This window comes from Streptococcus mitis (assembly GCF_902159415.1).
GTDB lineage: Bacteria > Bacillota > Bacilli > Lactobacillales > Streptococcaceae > Streptococcus > Streptococcus mitis_BG.
In genome coordinates this window covers 554,173-572,476 of record NZ_CABGJU010000001.1, presented here as the reverse complement: position 1 = coordinate 572,476, position 18,304 = coordinate 554,173, and the positions used below count along the sequence as shown (strand labels likewise).

Annotated in this window: 18 protein-coding genes and 1 other annotated feature (1 of these 19 cut by a window edge); of the genes, 17 read left to right on the top strand and 1 reads right to left on the bottom strand. The window is 37.7% G+C overall.

All coding sequences use genetic code 11. The annotated features are described in order from the left end of the window. Nucleotides 1–154 (top strand) — a binding site (T-box leader); it begins 68 nt to the left of the window's first position. A gap of 136 nt (nt 155–290) precedes the next feature. The 12 genes from trpX (at nt 291) to FN031_RS02870 (ending at nt 10,856) form a co-directional block, all read left to right on the top strand. Beyond that, nucleotides 291–1,289 carry a tryptophan ABC transporter substrate-binding protein gene (gene trpX / locus FN031_RS02925; protein ID WP_142557446.1) on the top strand — a complete coding sequence of 333 codons (999 nt, stop codon included), beginning with the start codon at nt 291–293 and terminating at the stop codon, nt 1,287–1,289. 60 nt (nt 1,290–1,349) lie between these two features. Beyond that, nucleotides 1,350–2,216, top strand: a complete 867-nt coding sequence (locus tag FN031_RS02920; protein WP_036752806.1) for an ABC transporter permease — start codon at nt 1,350–1,352, stop codon at nt 2,214–2,216. Next, nucleotides 2,213–2,971: an ABC transporter ATP-binding protein gene (locus FN031_RS02915; RefSeq protein WP_142557444.1), complete on the top strand. Its 759-nt coding sequence runs from the start codon at nt 2,213–2,215 to the stop codon at nt 2,969–2,971. The genes FN031_RS02920 and FN031_RS02915 overlap by 4 nt, the downstream gene beginning before the upstream one ends. 245 nt (nt 2,972–3,216) lie before the next feature. Next, the gene (gene dnaG, locus FN031_RS02910; RefSeq protein ID WP_142557442.1) at nt 3,217–4,977 is read left to right on the top strand and encodes a DNA primase; all 1,761 of its coding nucleotides are present in this window, start codon (nt 3,217–3,219) and stop codon (nt 4,975–4,977) included. 2 nt (nt 4,978–4,979) lie between these two features. Continuing rightward, nucleotides 4,980–6,089 (top strand): RNA polymerase sigma factor RpoD, encoded by a 1,110-nt coding sequence (rpoD, locus tag FN031_RS02905; RefSeq protein ID WP_142557441.1) that lies wholly within the window; start codon nt 4,980–4,982, stop codon nt 6,087–6,089. Between the two features lie 16 nt (nt 6,090–6,105). Further along, nucleotides 6,106–6,435: a metal-sulfur cluster assembly factor gene (locus FN031_RS02900; RefSeq protein ID WP_004252676.1), complete on the top strand. Its 330-nt coding sequence runs from the start codon at nt 6,106–6,108 to the stop codon at nt 6,433–6,435. 110 nt (nt 6,436–6,545) lie between these two features. Then, nucleotides 6,546–7,589, top strand: a complete 1,044-nt coding sequence (locus FN031_RS02895) for a glycosyltransferase family 4 protein (protein WP_185928431.1) — start codon at nt 6,546–6,548, stop codon at nt 7,587–7,589. 8 nt (nt 7,590–7,597) lie between these two features. Then, nucleotides 7,598–8,914 (top strand): glycosyltransferase family 4 protein, encoded by a 1,317-nt coding sequence (locus FN031_RS02890; protein ID WP_142557439.1) that lies wholly within the window; start codon nt 7,598–7,600, stop codon nt 8,912–8,914. A gap of 26 nt (nt 8,915–8,940) precedes the next feature. Then, complete coding sequence (locus tag FN031_RS02885) at nt 8,941–9,132, top strand: PspC domain-containing protein (protein WP_052689745.1); 192 nt, start codon at nt 8,941–8,943, stop codon at nt 9,130–9,132. Nucleotides 9,133–9,161: 29 nt separating this feature from the next. Continuing rightward, nucleotides 9,162–9,296 (top strand): DUF4044 domain-containing protein, encoded by a 135-nt coding sequence (locus tag FN031_RS02880; protein WP_075567478.1) that lies wholly within the window; start codon nt 9,162–9,164, stop codon nt 9,294–9,296. A gap of 72 nt (nt 9,297–9,368) precedes the next feature. Further along, on the top strand, nt 9,369–10,679 hold the full coding sequence (gene obgE / locus FN031_RS02875) for a GTPase ObgE (protein ID WP_142557437.1): 1,311 nt from the start codon (nt 9,369–9,371) through the stop codon (nt 10,677–10,679). 9 nt (nt 10,680–10,688) lie between these two features. Beyond that, nucleotides 10,689–10,856: a hypothetical protein gene (locus FN031_RS02870; protein ID WP_142324054.1), complete on the top strand. Its 168-nt coding sequence runs from the start codon at nt 10,689–10,691 to the stop codon at nt 10,854–10,856. Between the two features lie 79 nt (nt 10,857–10,935). Here the strand turns inward: FN031_RS02870 and FN031_RS02865 are convergent, their stop codons facing one another. Beyond that, a complete protein-coding gene (locus FN031_RS02865; RefSeq protein WP_142557435.1) occupies nt 10,936–13,212 on the bottom strand; it encodes a Xaa-Pro dipeptidyl-peptidase in 2,277 nt (758 codons plus the stop codon). A gap of 112 nt (nt 13,213–13,324) precedes the next feature. Here FN031_RS02865 and mutY point away from each other — a divergent pair, with 112 nt between their 5' ends. The 5 genes from mutY to FN031_RS02840 all read left to right on the top strand — a co-directional run bounded on the left by mutY (nt 13,325) and on the right by FN031_RS02840 (nt 18,277). Beyond that, nucleotides 13,325–14,488, top strand: a complete 1,164-nt coding sequence (gene mutY, locus FN031_RS02860) for an A/G-specific adenine glycosylase (RefSeq protein ID WP_142557433.1) — start codon at nt 13,325–13,327, stop codon at nt 14,486–14,488. Between the two features lie 64 nt (nt 14,489–14,552). Next, on the top strand, nt 14,553–15,257 hold the full coding sequence (gene yycF / locus FN031_RS02855; RefSeq protein WP_142557431.1) for a response regulator YycF: 705 nt from the start codon (nt 14,553–14,555) through the stop codon (nt 15,255–15,257). Continuing rightward, nucleotides 15,250–16,599: a cell wall metabolism sensor histidine kinase VicK gene (gene vicK / locus FN031_RS02850; protein WP_142557429.1), complete on the top strand. Its 1,350-nt coding sequence runs from the start codon at nt 15,250–15,252 to the stop codon at nt 16,597–16,599. The genes yycF and vicK overlap by 8 nt, the downstream gene beginning before the upstream one ends. 1 nt (nt 16,600) lies before the next feature. Beyond that, nucleotides 16,601–17,410, top strand: coding sequence for an MBL fold metallo-hydrolase (locus FN031_RS02845; RefSeq protein ID WP_142557427.1), 810 nt, complete (start codon nt 16,601–16,603; stop codon nt 17,408–17,410). 93 nt (nt 17,411–17,503) lie between these two features. Continuing rightward, complete coding sequence (locus FN031_RS02840) at nt 17,504–18,277, top strand: potassium channel family protein (RefSeq protein WP_142558593.1); 774 nt, start codon at nt 17,504–17,506, stop codon at nt 18,275–18,277. The last annotated feature ends 27 nt before the right edge of the window (nt 18,278–18,304 follow it).

The following is an 18,304-nucleotide window of genomic DNA, read 5'->3' as shown; positions in this document are numbered from 1 at the left end:
GATGGAGATGATGAAAATTGGGCTGAATGTTATAAAGAATTTGAAATCATAAGAATTCGGTGCGCACACCTTACAGTGCAACTCGTGAAGCGAGATTGAGAGATAGGGAGGATTCCCTATAATTGAGGTGGCACCGCGCATCGACGTCCTCACACAAGGTTTTTGTGTGAGGACTTTTTCTTTTGTTTAGGAGGTATATGATGGAATTCAAACGATGGCGACGCTTGGTAAAGTTATATTGAAAGTGAAATGAACATTACGAAGTTTAAGTGAAATAAGGAGAAATAAATATGAATAAACGTTTAATTGGTATTATCGCAGCACTAGCACTTGTAGTTGGAGGAAGCTTGGTCTACTCTAACTTAACAAAACAAGAAACTAAAACTGAGACAGTTAACAAGACAGCTAAGGTTGGTGTTCTACAGTTCGTCAGTCACCCATCGCTTGACTTGATTTACCAAGGGATTCAAGATGGACTTGCTGAAGAAGGCTATAAAGGTGATCAAGTTAAAATCGACTTTATGAACTCAGAAGGTGACCAAAGTAAGGTTGCGACAATGAGTAAACAATTGGTAGCAAACGGAAACGATGTTGTTGTCGGTATTGCAACTCCAGCAGCACAAGGGCTTGCGAGTGCAACAAAAGACCTTCCTGTTATCATGGCAGCTATTACAGACCCAGTTGGAGCTAACCTTGTACAAAACTTGGAAAAACCAGGTGGAAACATCACAGGGGTATCAGACCATAACCCTGCTGAACAACAGGTTGAATTGATTAAAACATTGACTCCTGATGTTAAAACAATCGGAGCCCTTTACTCAAGTAGCGAAGATAACTCTAAATCACAAGTTGAAGAGTTCAAGGCTTACGCTGAAAAAGCTGGTTTGAAGGTAGAAACTTTTGCAGTTCCGTCTACTAACGAAATTGCTTCTACAGTAAATGTCATGACTGGTAAAGTGGATGCAATCTGGGTTCCAATTGACAACACAATCGCATCTGCGTTCTCAACTGTAGTATCAAGTAATCAAACAGCTAAAAAACCAATCTACCCAAGTGCTACTGCCATGGTAGAAGCAGGTGGTTTGGCATCAGTCGTTGTAGACCAACACGATCTTGGTGTTGCTACCGGTAAGATGATTGCCAAAGTCTTGAAGGGTGAAAAACCTGCAGATACACCAGTTAATGTCTTCTCAACTGGTAAATCAGTTATCAATAAAAAAGTGGCTCAAGAACTTGGAATCGCTATACCTGAATCAGTTCTTAAAGAAGCTGGTCAAGTGATTGAATAATAATAAAGGAGGAGTTGGAGACATCTCCTCCAATTTTTAAAAGAAGGAAATGAATGTAACATGATAGTATCGATTATCTCTCAAGGATTCGTCTGGGCTATTCTAGGTTTGGGAATCTTTATGACCTTTCGAATCCTCAACTTTCCAGATATGACAACCGAGGGTTCCTTCCCACTAGGAGGAGCGGTAGCAGTAACTCTAATTACACAAGGTGTCAATCCTTTTCTTGCTACCTTAGTAGCTGTTGGAGCAGGCTGTCTTGCAGGTTTAGCGACTGGTCTTCTTTACACGAAAGGAAAGATTCCAACACTCTTGTCTGGTATTTTGGTGATGACTTCTTGCCATTCTATCATGCTCATGATTATGGGACGGGCAAACCTTGGGCTCCTAGGAACTAAACAAATCCAGGATGTTCTTCCTTTCTCATCTGAGGTTAATCAATTATTTACAGGTTTGATTTTTGTGACTTTGGTTATCCTTCTTATGCTTTTCTTCCTAGATACTAAATTGGGACAAGCTTATATCGCAACAGGAGATAATCCGGATATGGCTCGTAGTTTTGGTATCAATACGGGACGTATGGAACTTATGGGCTTGGTCTTGTCAAATGGTGTTATTGCCCTTGCTGGTGCCTTAATTGCCCAACAAGAAGGTTATGCGGATGTTTCTCGTGGTATCGGGGTTATCGTAGTTGGTCTTGCAAGCTTAATTATCGGTGAAGTACTCTTTAAGAGTCTTACATTAGCAGAACGCTTGGTTACTATTGTCGTTGGTTCTATTAGTTACCAATTCTTGGTATGGGGAGTCATTGCTCTTGGCTTTAATACTAGCTACCTCCGTCTATACAGTGCTCTTATCCTAGCAACTTGTCTAGTCATTCCAACACTTAAGGATAAATACTTGAAAGGAGTCAAGTTAAGCAAATGACAGCGATTGTAGAATTAAAAAATGCCACAAAAATTGTGAAAAACGGCTTTGACGAGGAGAAGATTATCCTCAACGATGTCTCGCTGGATATTTATGAACATGACTTCATCACAATCTTAGGTGGAAATGGAGCAGGGAAATCAACTCTCTTTAATAGCATTGCGGGAACTTTACCTTTAACCAGTGGTAGTATTCGCATCATGGGAGAGGATGTAACGAACTTTAGTCCTGAAAAACGTGCCAAGTACCTTTCTCGTGTCTTCCAGGATCCCAAGATGGGAACTGCACCACGTATGACTGTTGCAGAAAACCTTTTGATTGCTAAGTTTCGTGGAGAAAAACGTAGTCTATTTCCAAGAAGACTCTCAGCTTACAAGGAAGAATTTCAAGCAACCATTGAGAAAGTCGGAAATGGTCTAGAAAAACACTTGGATACACCGATTGAATTCTTGTCAGGTGGACAAAGACAAGCCTTGAGTCTCTTAATGGCGACCTTGAAGCGTCCAGAACTCCTTTTGTTGGATGAACATACGGCCGCCCTTGATCCTAAAACAAGTGTGGCCTTGATGGAATTGACAGATGACTTTGTCAACAAGGACCATCTGACAGCATTGATGATTACCCACCATATGGAAGACGCTCTCAAGTATGGAAATCGTCTCATTGTTATGAAAGATGGACGTATCATCCAAGATTTAAACAAGGATGAAAAAGCTAAGATGAAAATTTCTGATTACTATCAGTTATTTGAGTAAAGGATTGATTGCTAAAAACTTAGAAGTAGGTTGTCTGCTTCTAAGTTTTTTAATAGTTGAAAGTGTTAAAGAATCTGCTATTTTTGATAAATTCTAGAGATTTTAGTATTTTCATGAATACTTACTTAAGAAAATACCTTTTATCAATGAAATAGAAGCATGTAAGTGGTATGAAATGGTTTACTTTTTTTCTGAAATAAGCTATACTATATAAAGTAAACTGTGATAAAATGGAGGTATTGTCTATGGTTGACAAGAGAGTCATCGAAGAGATCAAAAACAATACCAATATTGTCGAAATCATAGGAGAAGTGATTTCTTTACAAAAATCTGGACGGAACTTTTTGGGGCTCTGTCCTTTTCATGGTGAAAAGACCCCTTCTTTTAACGTAGTTGAAGATAAGCAATTCTACCATTGTTTTGGATGTGGTCGATCTGGTGATGTTTTCAAGTTCATCGAGGAATACCAACAAGTCAATTTTTCTGATGCAGTAAGAATTCTAGGTGAACGTCTTGGGATAGAGATTGTTAGACCTATCGATAATCAAGTACAGCAAACTTCACCTCATCAAAATCTCTATGAGATGCATGACAAGGCTGCACGCTTTTATCATGCTATCCTTATGACGACAAAGATGGGTGAAGAGGCAAGAAACTATCTTTATAAACGCGGATTAACTGATGAGGTTCTAAAGCATTTTATGATTGGTTTGGCTCCTGCTGAACGTTCTTATCTTTATCAGCGTTTGTCAGATGACTACAGTGAAAAAGACTTATTGGATTCAGGTCTATTTTACCTGTCTGAGACTAATCAATTCTTTGATACTTTCCATAATCGTATTATGTTTCCACTGTCAAATGACCAAGGTAAGGTTATTGCTTTTTCTGGTCGTGTTTGGCAAGAAGCAGATTCTCAAACAGGAAAGTATAAAAATAGTCGTGCAACGGCAATTTTTAATAAGAGTTACGAATTATATCATCTGGATAGGGTAAAAAAAGGTTCTGGAAAAGCTCCTGAAATCTACCTGATGGAAGGATTTATGGACGTTATTGCTGCATACCGTGCTGGTATTGAAAATGCAGTAGCTTCCATGGGAACTGCTCTAACAAGTGAGCATGTCAATCATCTAAAACGATTTACCAAAAAGGTTATCATTACTTATGATGGAGATAGGGCAGGTCAAGCTGCGATAGCAAAAGCTCTCGAAGAACTTGGTGATTTACCTGTTCAGATCGTTCAGATTCCTGATGCTATGGACCCTGATGAATATTTGCAAAAGAATTCTCCAGAGGATCTGGCATATCTCTTAGCTAATACTAGAATAAGTCCGATTGAGTTTTATATTCATCATTATAAACCTAGTAATAATGAAAATCTACAAGCACAAATCGAGTTTATTGAGAAAATTGCTCCTCTTATCGTCAAAGAACCATCCATTACAGCTCAAAATACTTATATTCATTTACTGACGGATCATTTACCTTCTTTCGATTATCAGCAAGTTGAACACATTATTAATGAGAATCGTGTAAGACAAAGACAGGAAAGGGTTAAGCAGGTAACAAATCCTACGCCTATCACAATGTTAGTGACAAAACAGTTAACTGCTGTGATGCGAGCTGAGGCTCATATCCTCTATCGGATGATGGAGCACCCATTAGTTCTCAATGATTATCGACTAAGAGATGATTTTGTTTTTGAGACACCTGAGTTTCAAACCTTGTATGGACTTTTAATTGATAATGGGTCTATTTCCTCAGAAGATTTGTCACGTCAGACAAAAGAGGTTGAGAGTGCATGGTACCAAGTCTTATCTCTAGATTTGCCAGCAGAAATGTCGCCACAAGAGTTGGTGGAGGTTGAAGAATCTAGAAAACGTGCGCTAATAAATCAACAAAATTTGCAAATCAAAAAGAAAGTTCAGGAAGCTAGTCATGTAGGAGATACAGATACTGCTTTAGAAGAGCTTGAACGCTTAATTGCCCAAAAAAGAAGAATGGAGTAAGAATGGCAAAAAAACAAAAAGAAGTAACCACTTTTGATGTCCAAGTAGCAGAATTTATTCGTAATCATAAAAAAACGGGTACAGCTACAGATGATGAAATTAATAATGTCCTTGTAATTCCTTTTGCCTTGGACGTAGATGGTATTGAAAATCTTTTGCAACGAATTCAAGATGCTGGGATTTCTATCACGGATAACGAAGGAAATCCAAGTGAACGTGTCTTAAGTACAGAGGAAGAACCAGAACTTAGCGATGAAGACTTAATTGGTTCAACATCTGCCAAAGTCAATGACCCTGTACGCATGTACTTGAAAGAAATTGGGGTAGTTCCACTTTTGACTAACGAAGAGGAAAAGGAATTGGCCTTAGCCGTTGAAGCAGGAGACGTTGAAGCTAAACAACGTTTAGCAGAAGCCAATCTTCGTTTAGTAGTATCCATTGCAAAACGCTATGTTGGACGTGGTATGCAATTCCTTGACTTAATCCAAGAAGGAAATATGGGCTTGATGAAAGCTGTTGATAAGTTCGACTATTCAAAAGGATTCAAATTCTCAACTTATGCAACTTGGTGGATTCGTCAGGCTATTACACGTGCTATTGCTGACCAAGCTCGTACCATCCGCATTCCAGTTCACATGGTAGAAACAATCAACAAGCTTGTTCGTGAGCAGCGTAACCTTCTTCAAGAATTGGGACAAGATCCTACTCCTGAGCAAATTGCTGAACGTATGGATATGACACCTGACAAGGTTCGTGAAATCTTAAAGATTGCGCAAGAACCAGTTTCTCTTGAAACACCTATTGGTGAAGAGGACGATAGTCATCTTGGTGACTTTATCGAGGACGAAGTGATTGAAAATCCAGTGGACTACACCACTCGTATCGTCTTGCGTGAGCAGTTGGACGAAGTGCTAGACACCTTGACTGACCGTGAAGAAAATGTTTTGCGTCTTCGTTTCGGTCTTGATGATGGTAAAATGCGTACTCTAGAAGATGTGGGTAAAGTCTTCAATGTCACTCGTGAGCGTATCCGTCAAATTGAGGCTAAGGCCTTGAGAAAACTTCGCCAACCAAGTAGAAGCAAACCGCTTCGTGACTTTATCGAAGATTAAAATTGGAGGATTACACATGGCTTATACAGAAGAGCAAATTGAAACTATCAAAACGAAAATCTTATCTGCATTAGAAGAAGTTATCGACCCAGAATTAGGAATCGATATCGTCAACCTAGGTCTGATTTATGAGATTCGATTTGATGGTGATACCGGTGATACTGAGATTGATATGACCTTAACGACTATGGGATGTCCATTAGCAGACCTGTTGACCGATCAAATTTATGATGCTATGACAGATGTACCAGAGGTTACTAACGTTGAAGTAAAATTAGTTTGGTATCCAGCTTGGACGGTTGAAAAAATGAGTCGCTATGCACGTATCGCTTTAGGTATTAAATAGAATGATATAAAAAAAAGAAATAGTATAAGTGTTAGGAAATTCCCTAGCTTTTATGCTATCTCTTTTTTAATTTGCTGATTTTCTTTCAATAAAATGATATAATGGATAGTATGGAAAAAGAGAAATTACGCATCAACATGCTAAGTTCGAGTGAAAAGGTAGCAGGACAAGGAGTTTCTGGAGCTTACCGTGAACTTGTGCAACTTTTGAAACGTGATGCGAAAGACCAACTAATTGTAACGGAGAATCTTCCTGTGGAAGCTGATGTTACTCATTTTCATACAATCGACCTTCCCTATTATCTGTCAACTTTTCAAAAGAAGCGTTCAGGTCGTAGGATTGGTTATGTTCACTTCTTGCCTGACACCTTAGAAGGTAGTTTGAAAATTCCGTTCTTCTTAAAAGGGATTGTTAAACGCTACGTATTTTCTTTTTATGACCGTATGGAACACTTGGTTGTGGTTAATCCTACTTTTATCGAAGATTTGGTTGCAGCTGGTATTCCTCGTGAAAAGGTGACCTATATTCCTAACTTTGTTAACAAAGAAAAATGGCACCCACTTCCTGCAGAAAAAGTAAGTCAACTTCGACAAGATATGGGGTTGAGTGAAAATCAATTTGTAGTAGTAGGAGCTGGGCAGGTTCAGAAGCGTAAGGGAATCGATGATTTCATCACTCTTGCTGAGGAACTACCGAACATCACCTTTATTTGGGCGGGAGGCTTCTCATTTGGTGGGATTACAGATGGTTATGAACGCTATAAAAAAATCATGAATAATCCTCCAGAGAATCTGATTTTCCCTGGAATTGTTGAGCCAGAAAGAATGAAAGAACTGTATGCTTTGGCAGATTTATTCTTACTTCCTAGCTATAATGAGCTCTTTCCGATGACTATTCTAGAAGCTGCGAGTTGTGAAGCTCCCATTATGCTTCGGGACTTAGATCTTTATAAGGTTATTCTAGAAGGCAATTACAGACCAACCACCGGTGTGGAAGAGATGAAACAAGCTATTATGGAATATAGAGAGCATCCAGAAGCTTTGAAAGAGTTAAAAGAAAAGGCCAAGGCTATTTCAAGAGAATACTCAGAGGAGCATCTCCTTGAAATATGGCTAAAATTCTATCGGGAGCAAGCGGCTTTAGGAAAAAAATGAGGTAGTATATGCGAATTGGATTATTTACAGATACTTATTTCCCACAGGTTTCGGGTGTAGCAACCAGTATTCGAACCTTAAAAACAGAACTTGAAAAGCAAGGGCATGCAGTCTTTATCTTCACGACAACCGATAAGGATGTCAATCGTTATGAAGACTGGCAGATTATCCGTATTCCTAGTGTTCCTTTCTTTGCCTTTAAAGACCGTCGTTTCGCTTACCGTGGATTTACGAAAGCTCTTGAAATTGCTAAACAATACAAACTCGATATTATTCATACCCAAACTGAGTTTTCTCTTGGTTTATTGGGAATTTGGATTGCTCGAGAACTGAAAATCCCAGTCATTCATACCTATCATACGCAGTATGAAGATTATGTCCACTATATTGCTAAGGGGATGTTAATTCGTCCAGGTATGGTCAAGTATCTTGTTCGAGGTTTTTTGCATGACGTTGATGGAGTCATTTGTCCGAGTGAAATCGTACGCGATCTATTATCTGACTATAAGGTAAAAGTTGAAAAGCGTGTTATTCCTACTGGAATTGAACTTGCCAAATTTGAACGCCCTGAGATTGGTCCTGAACACATTAGTGACTTACGGGATAAACTGGGTATCCAAGAAGATGAAAAGATGCTTCTAAGTCTTTCTCGAGTTTCTTACGAGAAGAATATTCAAGCAGTTCTTAAAGCTTTACCAGATGTCCTAAAAGAAGAACCAAATGTTAAACTGGTTGTAGCTGGAGATGGACCTTATTTAGATAATCTTAAGGAGCAAGCAGAAGATTTAAAAATTAAAGATTCTGTTATCTTTACAGGTATGATTCCGCCAAATGAGACGGCACTCTATTATAAGGCAGCTGATTTCTTCATATCGGCTTCTACAAGTGAGACTCAGGGATTGACTTATCTGGAAAGTTTAGCTAGTAAGACACCTGTTATTGCCCATGGTAATCCTTATTTGGATAATCTCATCAATGATAAAATGTTTGGAACCCTTTATTATGAGGAAAGGGACTTGGCAGGAGCGATTCTTGAGGCTTTACTTGCTACACCGTCAATGGATGAAAAACACTTGGCTGAAAAATTATATGAAATTTCTGCTGAGAATTTTGGTAGAAGAGTCCATGAATTTTATCTAGACGTCATTATTTCAAATAATTTTGCCAAAGAAACAGGGGCTGACGAACCGGTTACAAAACGTATTTTAAAGACAGTCTTCTATATTCCGCAACAGGCTGTTACCATGCCAGTTAAAAGTTCGAAGCGTATGCTTAAGGCATCTAGAAAACAATTAAGAAATTTAAGAAAATATTTAAATGATTAATCAAATCAAAGAAAGGAAATAAAAATATGAAAAAGAAATTTATGAGAAGTGGTAGAGATCAAAAAATCGGTGGTGTATGCGCTGGTTTAGCTAATTATTTTGATATTGACCCTACAATCGTACGTGTTATTTGGGGAGTTTTGGCTTTCTGTTATGGTGCAGGACTTATTGCTTACTTGATCTTGTGGGCAATCGCTCCTGTATCTGATGAGTATTAATATTAGAGTATTAGAGTAAAGGAGAAAACATGGCATTCGGAGATAACGGTCAACGTAAAAAAACTTTTTTTGAAAAACTGACACTTTTTATTGTTATGATCATGTTGTTTGTTACCTTAGCAGGAATCTTTGCCACAGCATTAGGTGTATTGAGCAGATTCTAAAAGCTATATAAGGATTTATAGACTATAGTGGTCCCTGGGTTATCCCAGCCCTTTTTAAAGCGAGAAAAGAATATGAGTATGTTTTTAGATACAGCTAAGATCAAGGTCAAAGCTGGTAATGGTGGCGATGGCATGGTTGCCTTTCGTCGTGAAAAATATGTCCCTAACGGAGGACCTTGGGGCGGTGATGGAGGACGTGGTGGTAACGTTGTTTTCGTTGTAGACGAAGGTTTACGTACCCTTATGGACTTCCGTTACAATCGTCATTTCAAGGCCCAATCAGGTGAAAAAGGAATGACAAAAGGAATGCATGGTAGAGGCGCTGAGGATTTGATTGTCCGTGTACCTCAAGGGACAACCGTTCGTGATGCGGAGACTGGGAAAGTTCTTACTGATTTGATAGAGAACGGACAAGAGTTCATAGTGGCTCACGGTGGTCGTGGCGGTCGAGGAAATATTCGTTTTGCAACACCTAAAAATCCTGCTCCTGAAATCTCTGAAAACGGGGAACCAGGTCAGGAACGTGAATTACAGTTAGAACTAAAAATACTAGCAGACGTTGGTTTAGTTGGCTTCCCTTCTGTTGGGAAATCAACTTTACTAAGTGTCATCACATCTGCAAAACCTAAAATCGGTGCTTACCACTTTACAACAATCGTACCAAACCTTGGAATGGTTCGTACCCAATCAGGGGATTCATTTGCTGTAGCTGATCTTCCTGGTTTGATTGAGGGAGCTAGTCAAGGTGTCGGCCTAGGAACTCAGTTCTTGCGTCATATCGAGCGTACTCGCGTTATCTTGCACATTATCGATATGTCTGCTAGTGAAGGACGTGATCCTTATGAAGATTATTTAGCTATTAATAAAGAGTTAGAATCTTATAATCTTCGTTTGATGGAGCGTCCACAGATTATTGTTGCTAACAAGATGGATATGCCAGATAGCAAAGAGAACCTAGAAGAATTCAAGAAAAAATTTGCTGCAAATTATAATGAGTTTGAGGATTTACCGCCCATTTTCCCAATTTCAGGTTTGACTAAGCAAGGTCTAGCACCTCTACTAGATGCAACAGCAGAGCTTCTTGATAAGACTCCAGAATTCCTTCTTTATGACGAGTCAGAGATGGAAGAAGAAGTATACTATGGCTTTGATGAGGAAGAAAAAGCCTTTGAAATCAGTCGTGATGATGATGCTACTTGGGTACTTTCTGGTGACAAGCTTATGAAACTCTTTAATATGACCAATTTTGATCGCGATGAATCTGTTATGAAGTTTGCACGTCAGTTACGTGGAATGGGGGTTGATGAGGCTCTTCGTACTCGTGGTGCCAAAGATGGTGATCTAGTTAGAATCGGTAAGTTTGAATTTGAATTCGTGGACTAGGAGTAAATTATGGGAGATAAACCTATATCTTTCCGTGATGCTGATGGAAATTTTGTTTCTGCAGCAGACGTCTGGAATGAAAAAAAATTAGAAGAACTCTTTAATCGCCTCAATCCAAATAGAGCATTGAGACTTGCGAGAATGAAGAAAGAAACTAAAAGTAATAAATCAGAATAAATTAGAAACCCGTGATATAAAAAATCACGGGTTTTCATTTATTCATAAGTTGGTCAGCTTATTGACTAATACTACAGTTTTATTGAACTGGTACTTCCATTAAAGATTGTGATAAATCGACAGTAAGTTGATAGTCAGAATTATCACGAATTGTAATTTCAAAGTCTGTTGTATATAGAACTAGCCGTAGAGTATCACCTTGTTGAAGTTTATAAATTGTTGGTTGAAGTTCAAGTTGGAATTCCATCCATTCATTTGGTGTAACTTCCTTAATATCCAATAAGTCATCACGATTTTGAAGATTGAGATATCCTTTAGTGATTACTCGTTGAGCACTTTGACTATATGGTAACTCAAAGAGATTATCTAACATATGATATCGACCATTATCGAGAGTACGTACTGATAAGATTCCTGGATAAGGATGAAGATATTTCTTTTCCCCCAGTTCAAGGAGTTGAGCAGATAGCAAACCTTTATTGGTGCTTGATTTGAGTCGGAGGTTTAGTTTGATACGCCCATTAAGATGGATATTTTCTGTTACAGGTAGGTCGATAGTAAGTTGATTGACCTTACCTTGATAGAGTTCATTATTAAATGTTGGATAGCTTTTACCAAAACGTTCAAAATCAGAATCTTGATATCGGTTTTGAATGATAGCTTCTTCAGTACCTAAAGTGAAAGTTTTATGTTCAACTTGATTTCCAAAATCTTTAAGAGCCAACCAGGTTTGCTCAGCAGTATTGTCTTGCCAGATTACTGGAGGTAGTTGATATTCTGTTTTTTGTCCTAATAATCTTTGTGTCAAAAGGGCATTCATGGACTCACGGAAGTCTACAGACTGCCAGTTGTTGATGTATACATGGGCACCATTATGATAGAAGAGGTGTTTCTTAATGCTACTTGGAAGTGCATTAAACATTTGATAGACATGAAGTGGTTTCACATTCCAATCTTGTGAACCGTGTGTAAAAACTACCTCGGCTTTGACCTTGTGGGCATTGAGCAGATAGTTGCGTTCATGCCAGAATTGATTGTAATCACCAGTTTTGCGGTCTAGATTTTTCTTAAGTTCTTCTATGGAAGCTTTATGAGCATCGTTCCCACGAATATAGTCACCAGCTAAGAGATTACGTGAGTAGGTCAGTTCATCGAGTGAGTCCAGATCCTCACCTGGATAACCTCCAGGACTTGTGACAAGTCCATTCTCACGATAGTAGTTGTACCAAGAAGAAATTCCTGCTTCAGCAATGATGACTTCTAAGCCATCAACTGCAGTAGTCGCAAGACCGTTAGACATTGTACCAAGGTAAGAAAGACCAGTAGTCACAACTTTGCCATTTGACCAATCAGCCTTTACTTGGCGCTCACGACTATGGTCAGTAAAAGCACGACAGCGTCCATTGAGCCAATCAATGACATTTTTATAGGCTTCGATTTGTCGGTAATCACCATTAGGCATGAGTCCTTGAGAATCCTTGGTGCCAAGTCCTGATACATAAATATTAGCAAATCCTCTAGGAAGGAAGTAGTCGTTTAAAGTGTAACTGCTATTGATATGAGTGAGTTTTTCTTCTGCTTCAGTAACAAGTTCAGCTTGACCGACAGGATCAACCAAATCTAATGTAGGCTCCTCCAAGCTAATCTTGTGAGGTTTTTTAACTACTAATTCCCCCTCCATTTTATAGAGAGCCTTGTCACTTGCTTTATCATTAGTTCCCTGATGATAAGGACTAGCTGTCATAACTGTTGGGATTCTTCCTGAGAAAGTTGGACGAATAATGTTAACTTTGACCAAGTCAGGTAAGCCATCCTTATCTGAATCAATACGGCTTTCTACATAAACAACCTCACGAATAATATTGCAAGTTGAGAAAGTAGCTAGACTCTTTCCATTGAAGTAGTGGTAATGATTGTCTTCAGGAATAAATCCATCACTAACCAATTGATCGATGAGAGTATTTCCTTTTTTGGTACGTGTATTAAGAAGCCGATAGATATTATCAATCAAATCTCCATAGACGATAGGAAATGCTGTTTCTTTATGGAAAGCAAGAGCGTCTTTGAAGTCTGTTAGATAGCTAAATCCAAGTAATTGAAAAACTACAGTGTAGAAGATTTCAGCAGTCAACTCTATCTCAGAGTTAAAGAAAGTGAGTAGGTCTGTTTTCTTATCCACTGCTAAAATTGAAAGTGGATAATCCGTATTTTTGTAATTAAAAAAACAAGTCCTAACAAATGACTCAAACTGGTCTTTTTCAGAACTAGTAGGGTCAAGACTAAAACCAAGTTCAGTTAATTCTTTTAAAGCATCTTCATTTGAGACAGGAAAGTAGCTAAATTGATTATAGCGCATAATAATCTCCTTTGAGAATGAGGTTAAAAATATTATATCAAAAAACCAAATGAATAGATAGCTTGGTTAACTAGCTTTTGAGTATCTCTTAAGGTTATGCTATACTAGATATATGTTAGATTTGGAGAAATACGGCGTGACCATGTGGGAAGAGGAGAAAATTCTCTCTTTCCGTCAAAAACTTTTAGCATGGTATGATGAAAATAAGCGTGATTTACCTTGGAGAAGAAGTAAAAATCCATACCATATTTGGGTATCTGAAATTATGTTACAACAGACAAGAGTTGATACTGTTATTCCATATTACGAACGTTTTTTAGAATGGTTTCCGACTGTAGGAAGTTTGGCAAATGCACCTGAAGAACGCTTATTAAAGGCATGGGAAGGTCTTGGATATTATTCGCGTGTTCGTAATATGCAAGCAGCTGCTCAACAGATTATGAATGATTTTAATGGAGATTTTCCATCAACTTACGAAGGTATTTCAAGTTTGAAGGGGATTGGTCCCTATACAGCAGGTGCAATTTCGAGTATTGCTTTTAATCTTCCCCAACCTGCGGTTGATGGGAATGTCATGCGTGTTTTGGCTCGCTTATTTGAAGTGAATCACGATATAGGAAATCCCAGCAATCGTAAAATTTTTCAAGCTATGATGGAAATCTTAATTGATCCAGATCGTCCAGGAGATTTTAACCAGGCTTTAATGGATTTAGGTTCTGATATTGAAGCGCCTGTCAATCCTAGACCACAAGATAGTCCAGTGAAGGAATTTAGCGCAGCTTATCAGCACGGGACTATGGACCGCTATCCTATTAAAGCGCCAAAGAAAAAACCAATTCCAATATATCTAAATGCATTAGTGGTATCAAATGAAAAAGGGCAATTCTTATTGGAAAAGAATGAGAGCGAAAAACTATTAGCTGGTTTTTGGCATTTTCCCTTGATAGAAGTTGATGAATTTTCAAAAGTGGAAGACGAACTGAACCTTTTTAGTCAAGTATCTGAACCAATCATACAATTTGGACCATCTCCGCAAGCGAGTTTTGAACAGGATTACAATCTTGTTGTTGATTGGGATGACTACAAATTTGCAGAGGTTAAACATGTTTTTAGCCATCGTAAATGGCACATTCAAATCCTAGCAGGAAAGGTAGAAAAGTCTGTAGATTATTCCGATAGAGAAGTTCTTTGGCTAAGTCCAGAAGAGTTTGTACATTATCCCATTGCTAAACCACAACAAAAGATTTGGCAAGAGTATTTAAAAAGAGACCAATAACATTAGTGTATCGTGTCTTCTTTTTGATTTTTTGGTATAATGAGATAAGGAAAAGGTGAACAAAATGAAAAAAATATTGATTGTAGATGATGAAAAACCAATCTCGGATATTATTAAGTTTAATATGACCAAAGAAGGCTACGAAGTAGTAACTGCCTTTAATGGACGTGAAGCTATTGATTTATTTGAAGCTGAAAAACCAGATATTATTATTTTGGACTTAATGTTACCTGAGGTTGATGGGCTTGAAGTTGCCAAAACGATTCGTAAAACAAGTAGTGTGCCAATTATCATGCTTTCAGCAAAAGACAGTGAGTTTGATAAGGTTATTGGACTAGAGCTTGGGGCTGATGACTATGTGACCAAACCGTTTTCGAACCGTGAATTACAGGCCCGTGTTAAAGCTTTACTTCGTCGTACAGAGCTCTTGTCAGTAGATAACCAAGAAGTAGAAGCAAAACTACAAAGTATTCAAATTGGTGACTTAGAAATTCTTCCAGATGCTTATGTTGCGAAAAAATATGGAGAAGAATTAGAGTTGACTCACCGTGAATTTGAACTTTTATATCACTTAGCGACGCATATTGGACAGGTCATTACTCGTGAACATCTGCTTGAAACTGTTTGGGGTTATGATTATTTTGGCGATGTTCGTACTGTTGATGTAACCATTAGACGTTTGCGTGAAAAAATCGAAGACACACCAAGTAGACCAGATTACATTTTAACTCGTCGTGGTGTTGGATATTACATGAGAAATAATGATTGAAACAATTAGACAGACATTTTTAACCAGAGATTTCGTCTTTGGACTCATTTTAATCGGATTTATCATGCTTGTTACCTTTCTTTTACTAGAAAGTCGAAGAGATAATATCCGTCTTAAACAACTGAACCAAAAAGTCAAGGATTTGATTGCAGGAGATTATTCTCAAGTTTTGGATATGCAAGGAAGTTCAGAGATAACTAATATTACAAATAATCTTAATGACCTATCTGAAGTTATCCGGCTAACTCAAGAAAATCTTGAGCAAGAGAGTAAAAGATTGAATAGCATTCTCTCCTACATGACGGATGGAGTCCTTGCAACCAATCGTCGTGGTCAGATCATTATGATTAATGATATGGCTAAAAGACAACTTGGTGTTGAGAGAGATGAGGCTCTGAATCAGAATATTTTAGAATTGCTTAGAATTGATGATGAGTATGAGCTGAGGGACTTAATTACTCAAAGTCCGGAATTGATGATAGATTCTCAGGATGTGAATGGAGAATACATAAGTCTTCGTGTGCGTTTTGCTCTTGTTCGTAGAGAATCTGGCTTTATTTCAGGTCTTGTTGCTGTATTACACGATACAACTGAACAAGAGAAGGAAGAACGGGAGAGAAGGCTCTTCGTATCGAATGTTAGCCATGAACTGCGTACTCCTTTGACCAGTGTAAAATCTTATCTAGAGGCCTTGGATGAAGGTGCTTTATCAGAACCAGTTGCGCCTGATTTTATTAAAGTTTCACTAGACGAGACCAATCGAATGATGCGAATGGTAACAGATCTCTTACATCTATCGCGTATTGATAATGCTACTAGCAACTTAGATGTTGAATTAATTAATTTTACTGCATTCATTACCTTTATCCTGAATCGTTTTGATAAAATCAAAAGTCAAGATGAGAATCTGAAGTATGAATTAATTAGAGATTATCCAATTACCTCCGTATGGATTGAGATCGATACAGATAAGATGACTCAGGTGATTGATAATATTTTAAACAATGCTATCAAGTATTCCCCAGACGGTGGGAAAATCACTGTTTCTATGAAAACAACTGATGATCAAATGATTCTTTCTATATCCGATCAAGGATTGGGAATTCCAAAACAAGATTTACCTAAAATCTTTGACCGTTTCTATCGTGTGGATCGTGCTAGAAGCCGTGCTCAAGGTGGAACTGGTTTAGGATTAGCCATTGCTAAGGAAATCATCAAGCAACATAATGGATTTATCTGGGCCAAAAGTGAATATGGTAAAGGCTCAACCTTTACTATTGTGCTTCCTTATGATAAGGATGCTGTAAAAGATGAAATTTGGGAGGATGAACTAGAAGACTAGAATGAATGAAAAAGGATTTAAATATAGTATTTTAGCATCGGGTTCTAGTGGAAATTCGTTTTACTTAGAAACACCCAAAAAGAAGATTTTAGTTGATGCAGGTTTATCTGGGAAAAAGATCACGAGTCTTTTAGGTGAAATTAATCGGAAGCCTGAAGATTTGGATGCCATTCTGATAACTCATGAACACGCAGATCATATCCACGGTGTCGGAGTTTTAGCTCGTAAGTATGGTATGGATCTTTACGCCAATGAAAAAACTTGGCAAGCTATGGAAAATAGTAAGTACCTAGGAAAAGTGGATTCATCACAAAAACATATTTTTGAGATGGGAATAACTAAGACTTTTGGTGATATTGACATTGAAAGTTTTGGTGTTAGCCATGATGCTGTTGCTCCACAGTTTTACCGCTTTATGAAGGATGATAAGAGTTTTGTCATGCTGACGGATACAGGATATGTCAGTGACCGTATGGCAGGTATAGTCGAAAACGCCGATGGCTATCTAATTGAGTCAAACCATGATGTAGAAATACTTCGAGCAGGTTCTTACGCATGGCGACTCAAACAACGAATCCTATCCGACCTAGGCCATCTTTCTAACGAAGATGGAGCAGACGCCATGATTCGCACACTTGGTAATCGTACCAAGAAGATTTACCTAGGACATTTGTCTAAAGAGAATAATATTAAAGAACTAGCCCACATGACCATGGTCAATCAGTTAGCTCAAGCAGATCTAGGAGTAGGAGTGGATTTTCAAGTTTACGATACGTCTCCAGACACTGCAACACCACTAACAGATATATAAAAAGGAACACCAAGAGGTGTTCTTTTTACTAAAAATTAAATTTTTAATTTATGTTATAATAAATTCATAAGAATTATAATGGAGAAATATAAATTGAAAAAGACTTGGACATTTGCAGATTACTATGACACCACCATATTATTATTGGCATTGATTTCTGTGGTGCTGGTTATTTTTGGATTTATGGATGTTATAGATTTGGATAATCCTCCATACAATATTATTGATTTAATGATTTGGATAGTTTTTATAGTGGATTATCTATGGCGGTTCTTTACTAGTAAAAATAAATTTCGTTTCTTTATTGATAATGTTTTTGATTTATTAGCAATTCTTCCATTAAATGCTATTTTTACAGTTTTCCGTTTGGGACGTATTTTTCGTTTAGCAAAATTGACAAAATTAGTTAAACTTACAAGGTTATTAAGAATAATTGGTTTAAGTGGAAAATTAGAAAGAAAAGCTAGTAAATTATTGCGAACGAATGGCTTGCTTTATATCTTATATGTCAATGTATTTATTGTATTTGTTGGAAGCTCAATCTTATCAGTTGTAGAGGAGAAGTCTTTTTCAGATAGTCTTTGGTGGGCAGTTGTTACAGTAACAACTGTTGGATATGGTGATATAGTCCCAAGTTCGATATTTGGGAAATGGTTAGCAATAATCTTAATGCTAGTGGGTATAGGAACGATAGGGATGCTGACAAGCGCCTTAACTAATTTTTTTGTTAAAGAAAATTCAAATGAAGAATGCAAATTGGATGAAATACAAAATGAATTGGTTATGCAAAGACATTTAGTCGAGAAGCAGGCTGAAAGGATTGAAGAATTACATAAAATGGTCCAAGAATTACTCAACAAGTATTAAATTAGAAAAAAAAACCACTCAATCGAG

Bases quoted from the DNA above. Each gene is read 5' to 3' on its own strand.
- vicK (WP_142557429.1), top strand. From the start codon at position 15,250: ATGATTGAAACAATTAGACAGACATTTTTAACCAGAGATTTCGTCTTT.
- FN031_RS02890 (WP_142557439.1), top strand. From the start codon at position 7,598: ATGCGAATTGGATTATTTACAGATACTTATTTCCCACAGGTTTCGGGT.
- FN031_RS02885 (WP_052689745.1), top strand. From the start codon at position 8,941: ATGAAAAAGAAATTTATGAGAAGTGGTAGAGATCAAAAAATCGGTGGT.
- FN031_RS02880 (WP_075567478.1), top strand. From the start codon at position 9,162: ATGGCATTCGGAGATAACGGTCAACGTAAAAAAACTTTTTTTGAAAAA.
- mutY (WP_142557433.1), top strand. From the start codon at position 13,325: ATGTTAGATTTGGAGAAATACGGCGTGACCATGTGGGAAGAGGAGAAA.
- obgE (WP_142557437.1), top strand. From the start codon at position 9,369: ATGAGTATGTTTTTAGATACAGCTAAGATCAAGGTCAAAGCTGGTAAT.
- dnaG (WP_142557442.1), top strand. From the start codon at position 3,217: ATGGTTGACAAGAGAGTCATCGAAGAGATCAAAAACAATACCAATATT.
- FN031_RS02865 (WP_142557435.1), bottom strand. From the start codon at position 13,212: ATGCGCTATAATCAATTTAGCTACTTTCCTGTCTCAAATGAAGATGCT.
- trpX (WP_142557446.1), top strand. From the start codon at position 291: ATGAATAAACGTTTAATTGGTATTATCGCAGCACTAGCACTTGTAGTT.
- rpoD (WP_142557441.1), top strand. From the start codon at position 4,980: ATGGCAAAAAAACAAAAAGAAGTAACCACTTTTGATGTCCAAGTAGCA.
- FN031_RS02845 (WP_142557427.1), top strand. From the start codon at position 16,601: ATGAATGAAAAAGGATTTAAATATAGTATTTTAGCATCGGGTTCTAGT.
- yycF (WP_142557431.1), top strand. From the start codon at position 14,553: ATGAAAAAAATATTGATTGTAGATGATGAAAAACCAATCTCGGATATT.
- FN031_RS02895 (WP_185928431.1), top strand. From the start codon at position 6,546: ATGGAAAAAGAGAAATTACGCATCAACATGCTAAGTTCGAGTGAAAAG.
- FN031_RS02900 (WP_004252676.1), top strand. From the start codon at position 6,106: ATGGCTTATACAGAAGAGCAAATTGAAACTATCAAAACGAAAATCTTA.
- FN031_RS02920 (WP_036752806.1), top strand. From the start codon at position 1,350: ATGATAGTATCGATTATCTCTCAAGGATTCGTCTGGGCTATTCTAGGT.
- FN031_RS02915 (WP_142557444.1), top strand. From the start codon at position 2,213: ATGACAGCGATTGTAGAATTAAAAAATGCCACAAAAATTGTGAAAAAC.
- FN031_RS02870 (WP_142324054.1), top strand. From the start codon at position 10,689: ATGGGAGATAAACCTATATCTTTCCGTGATGCTGATGGAAATTTTGTT.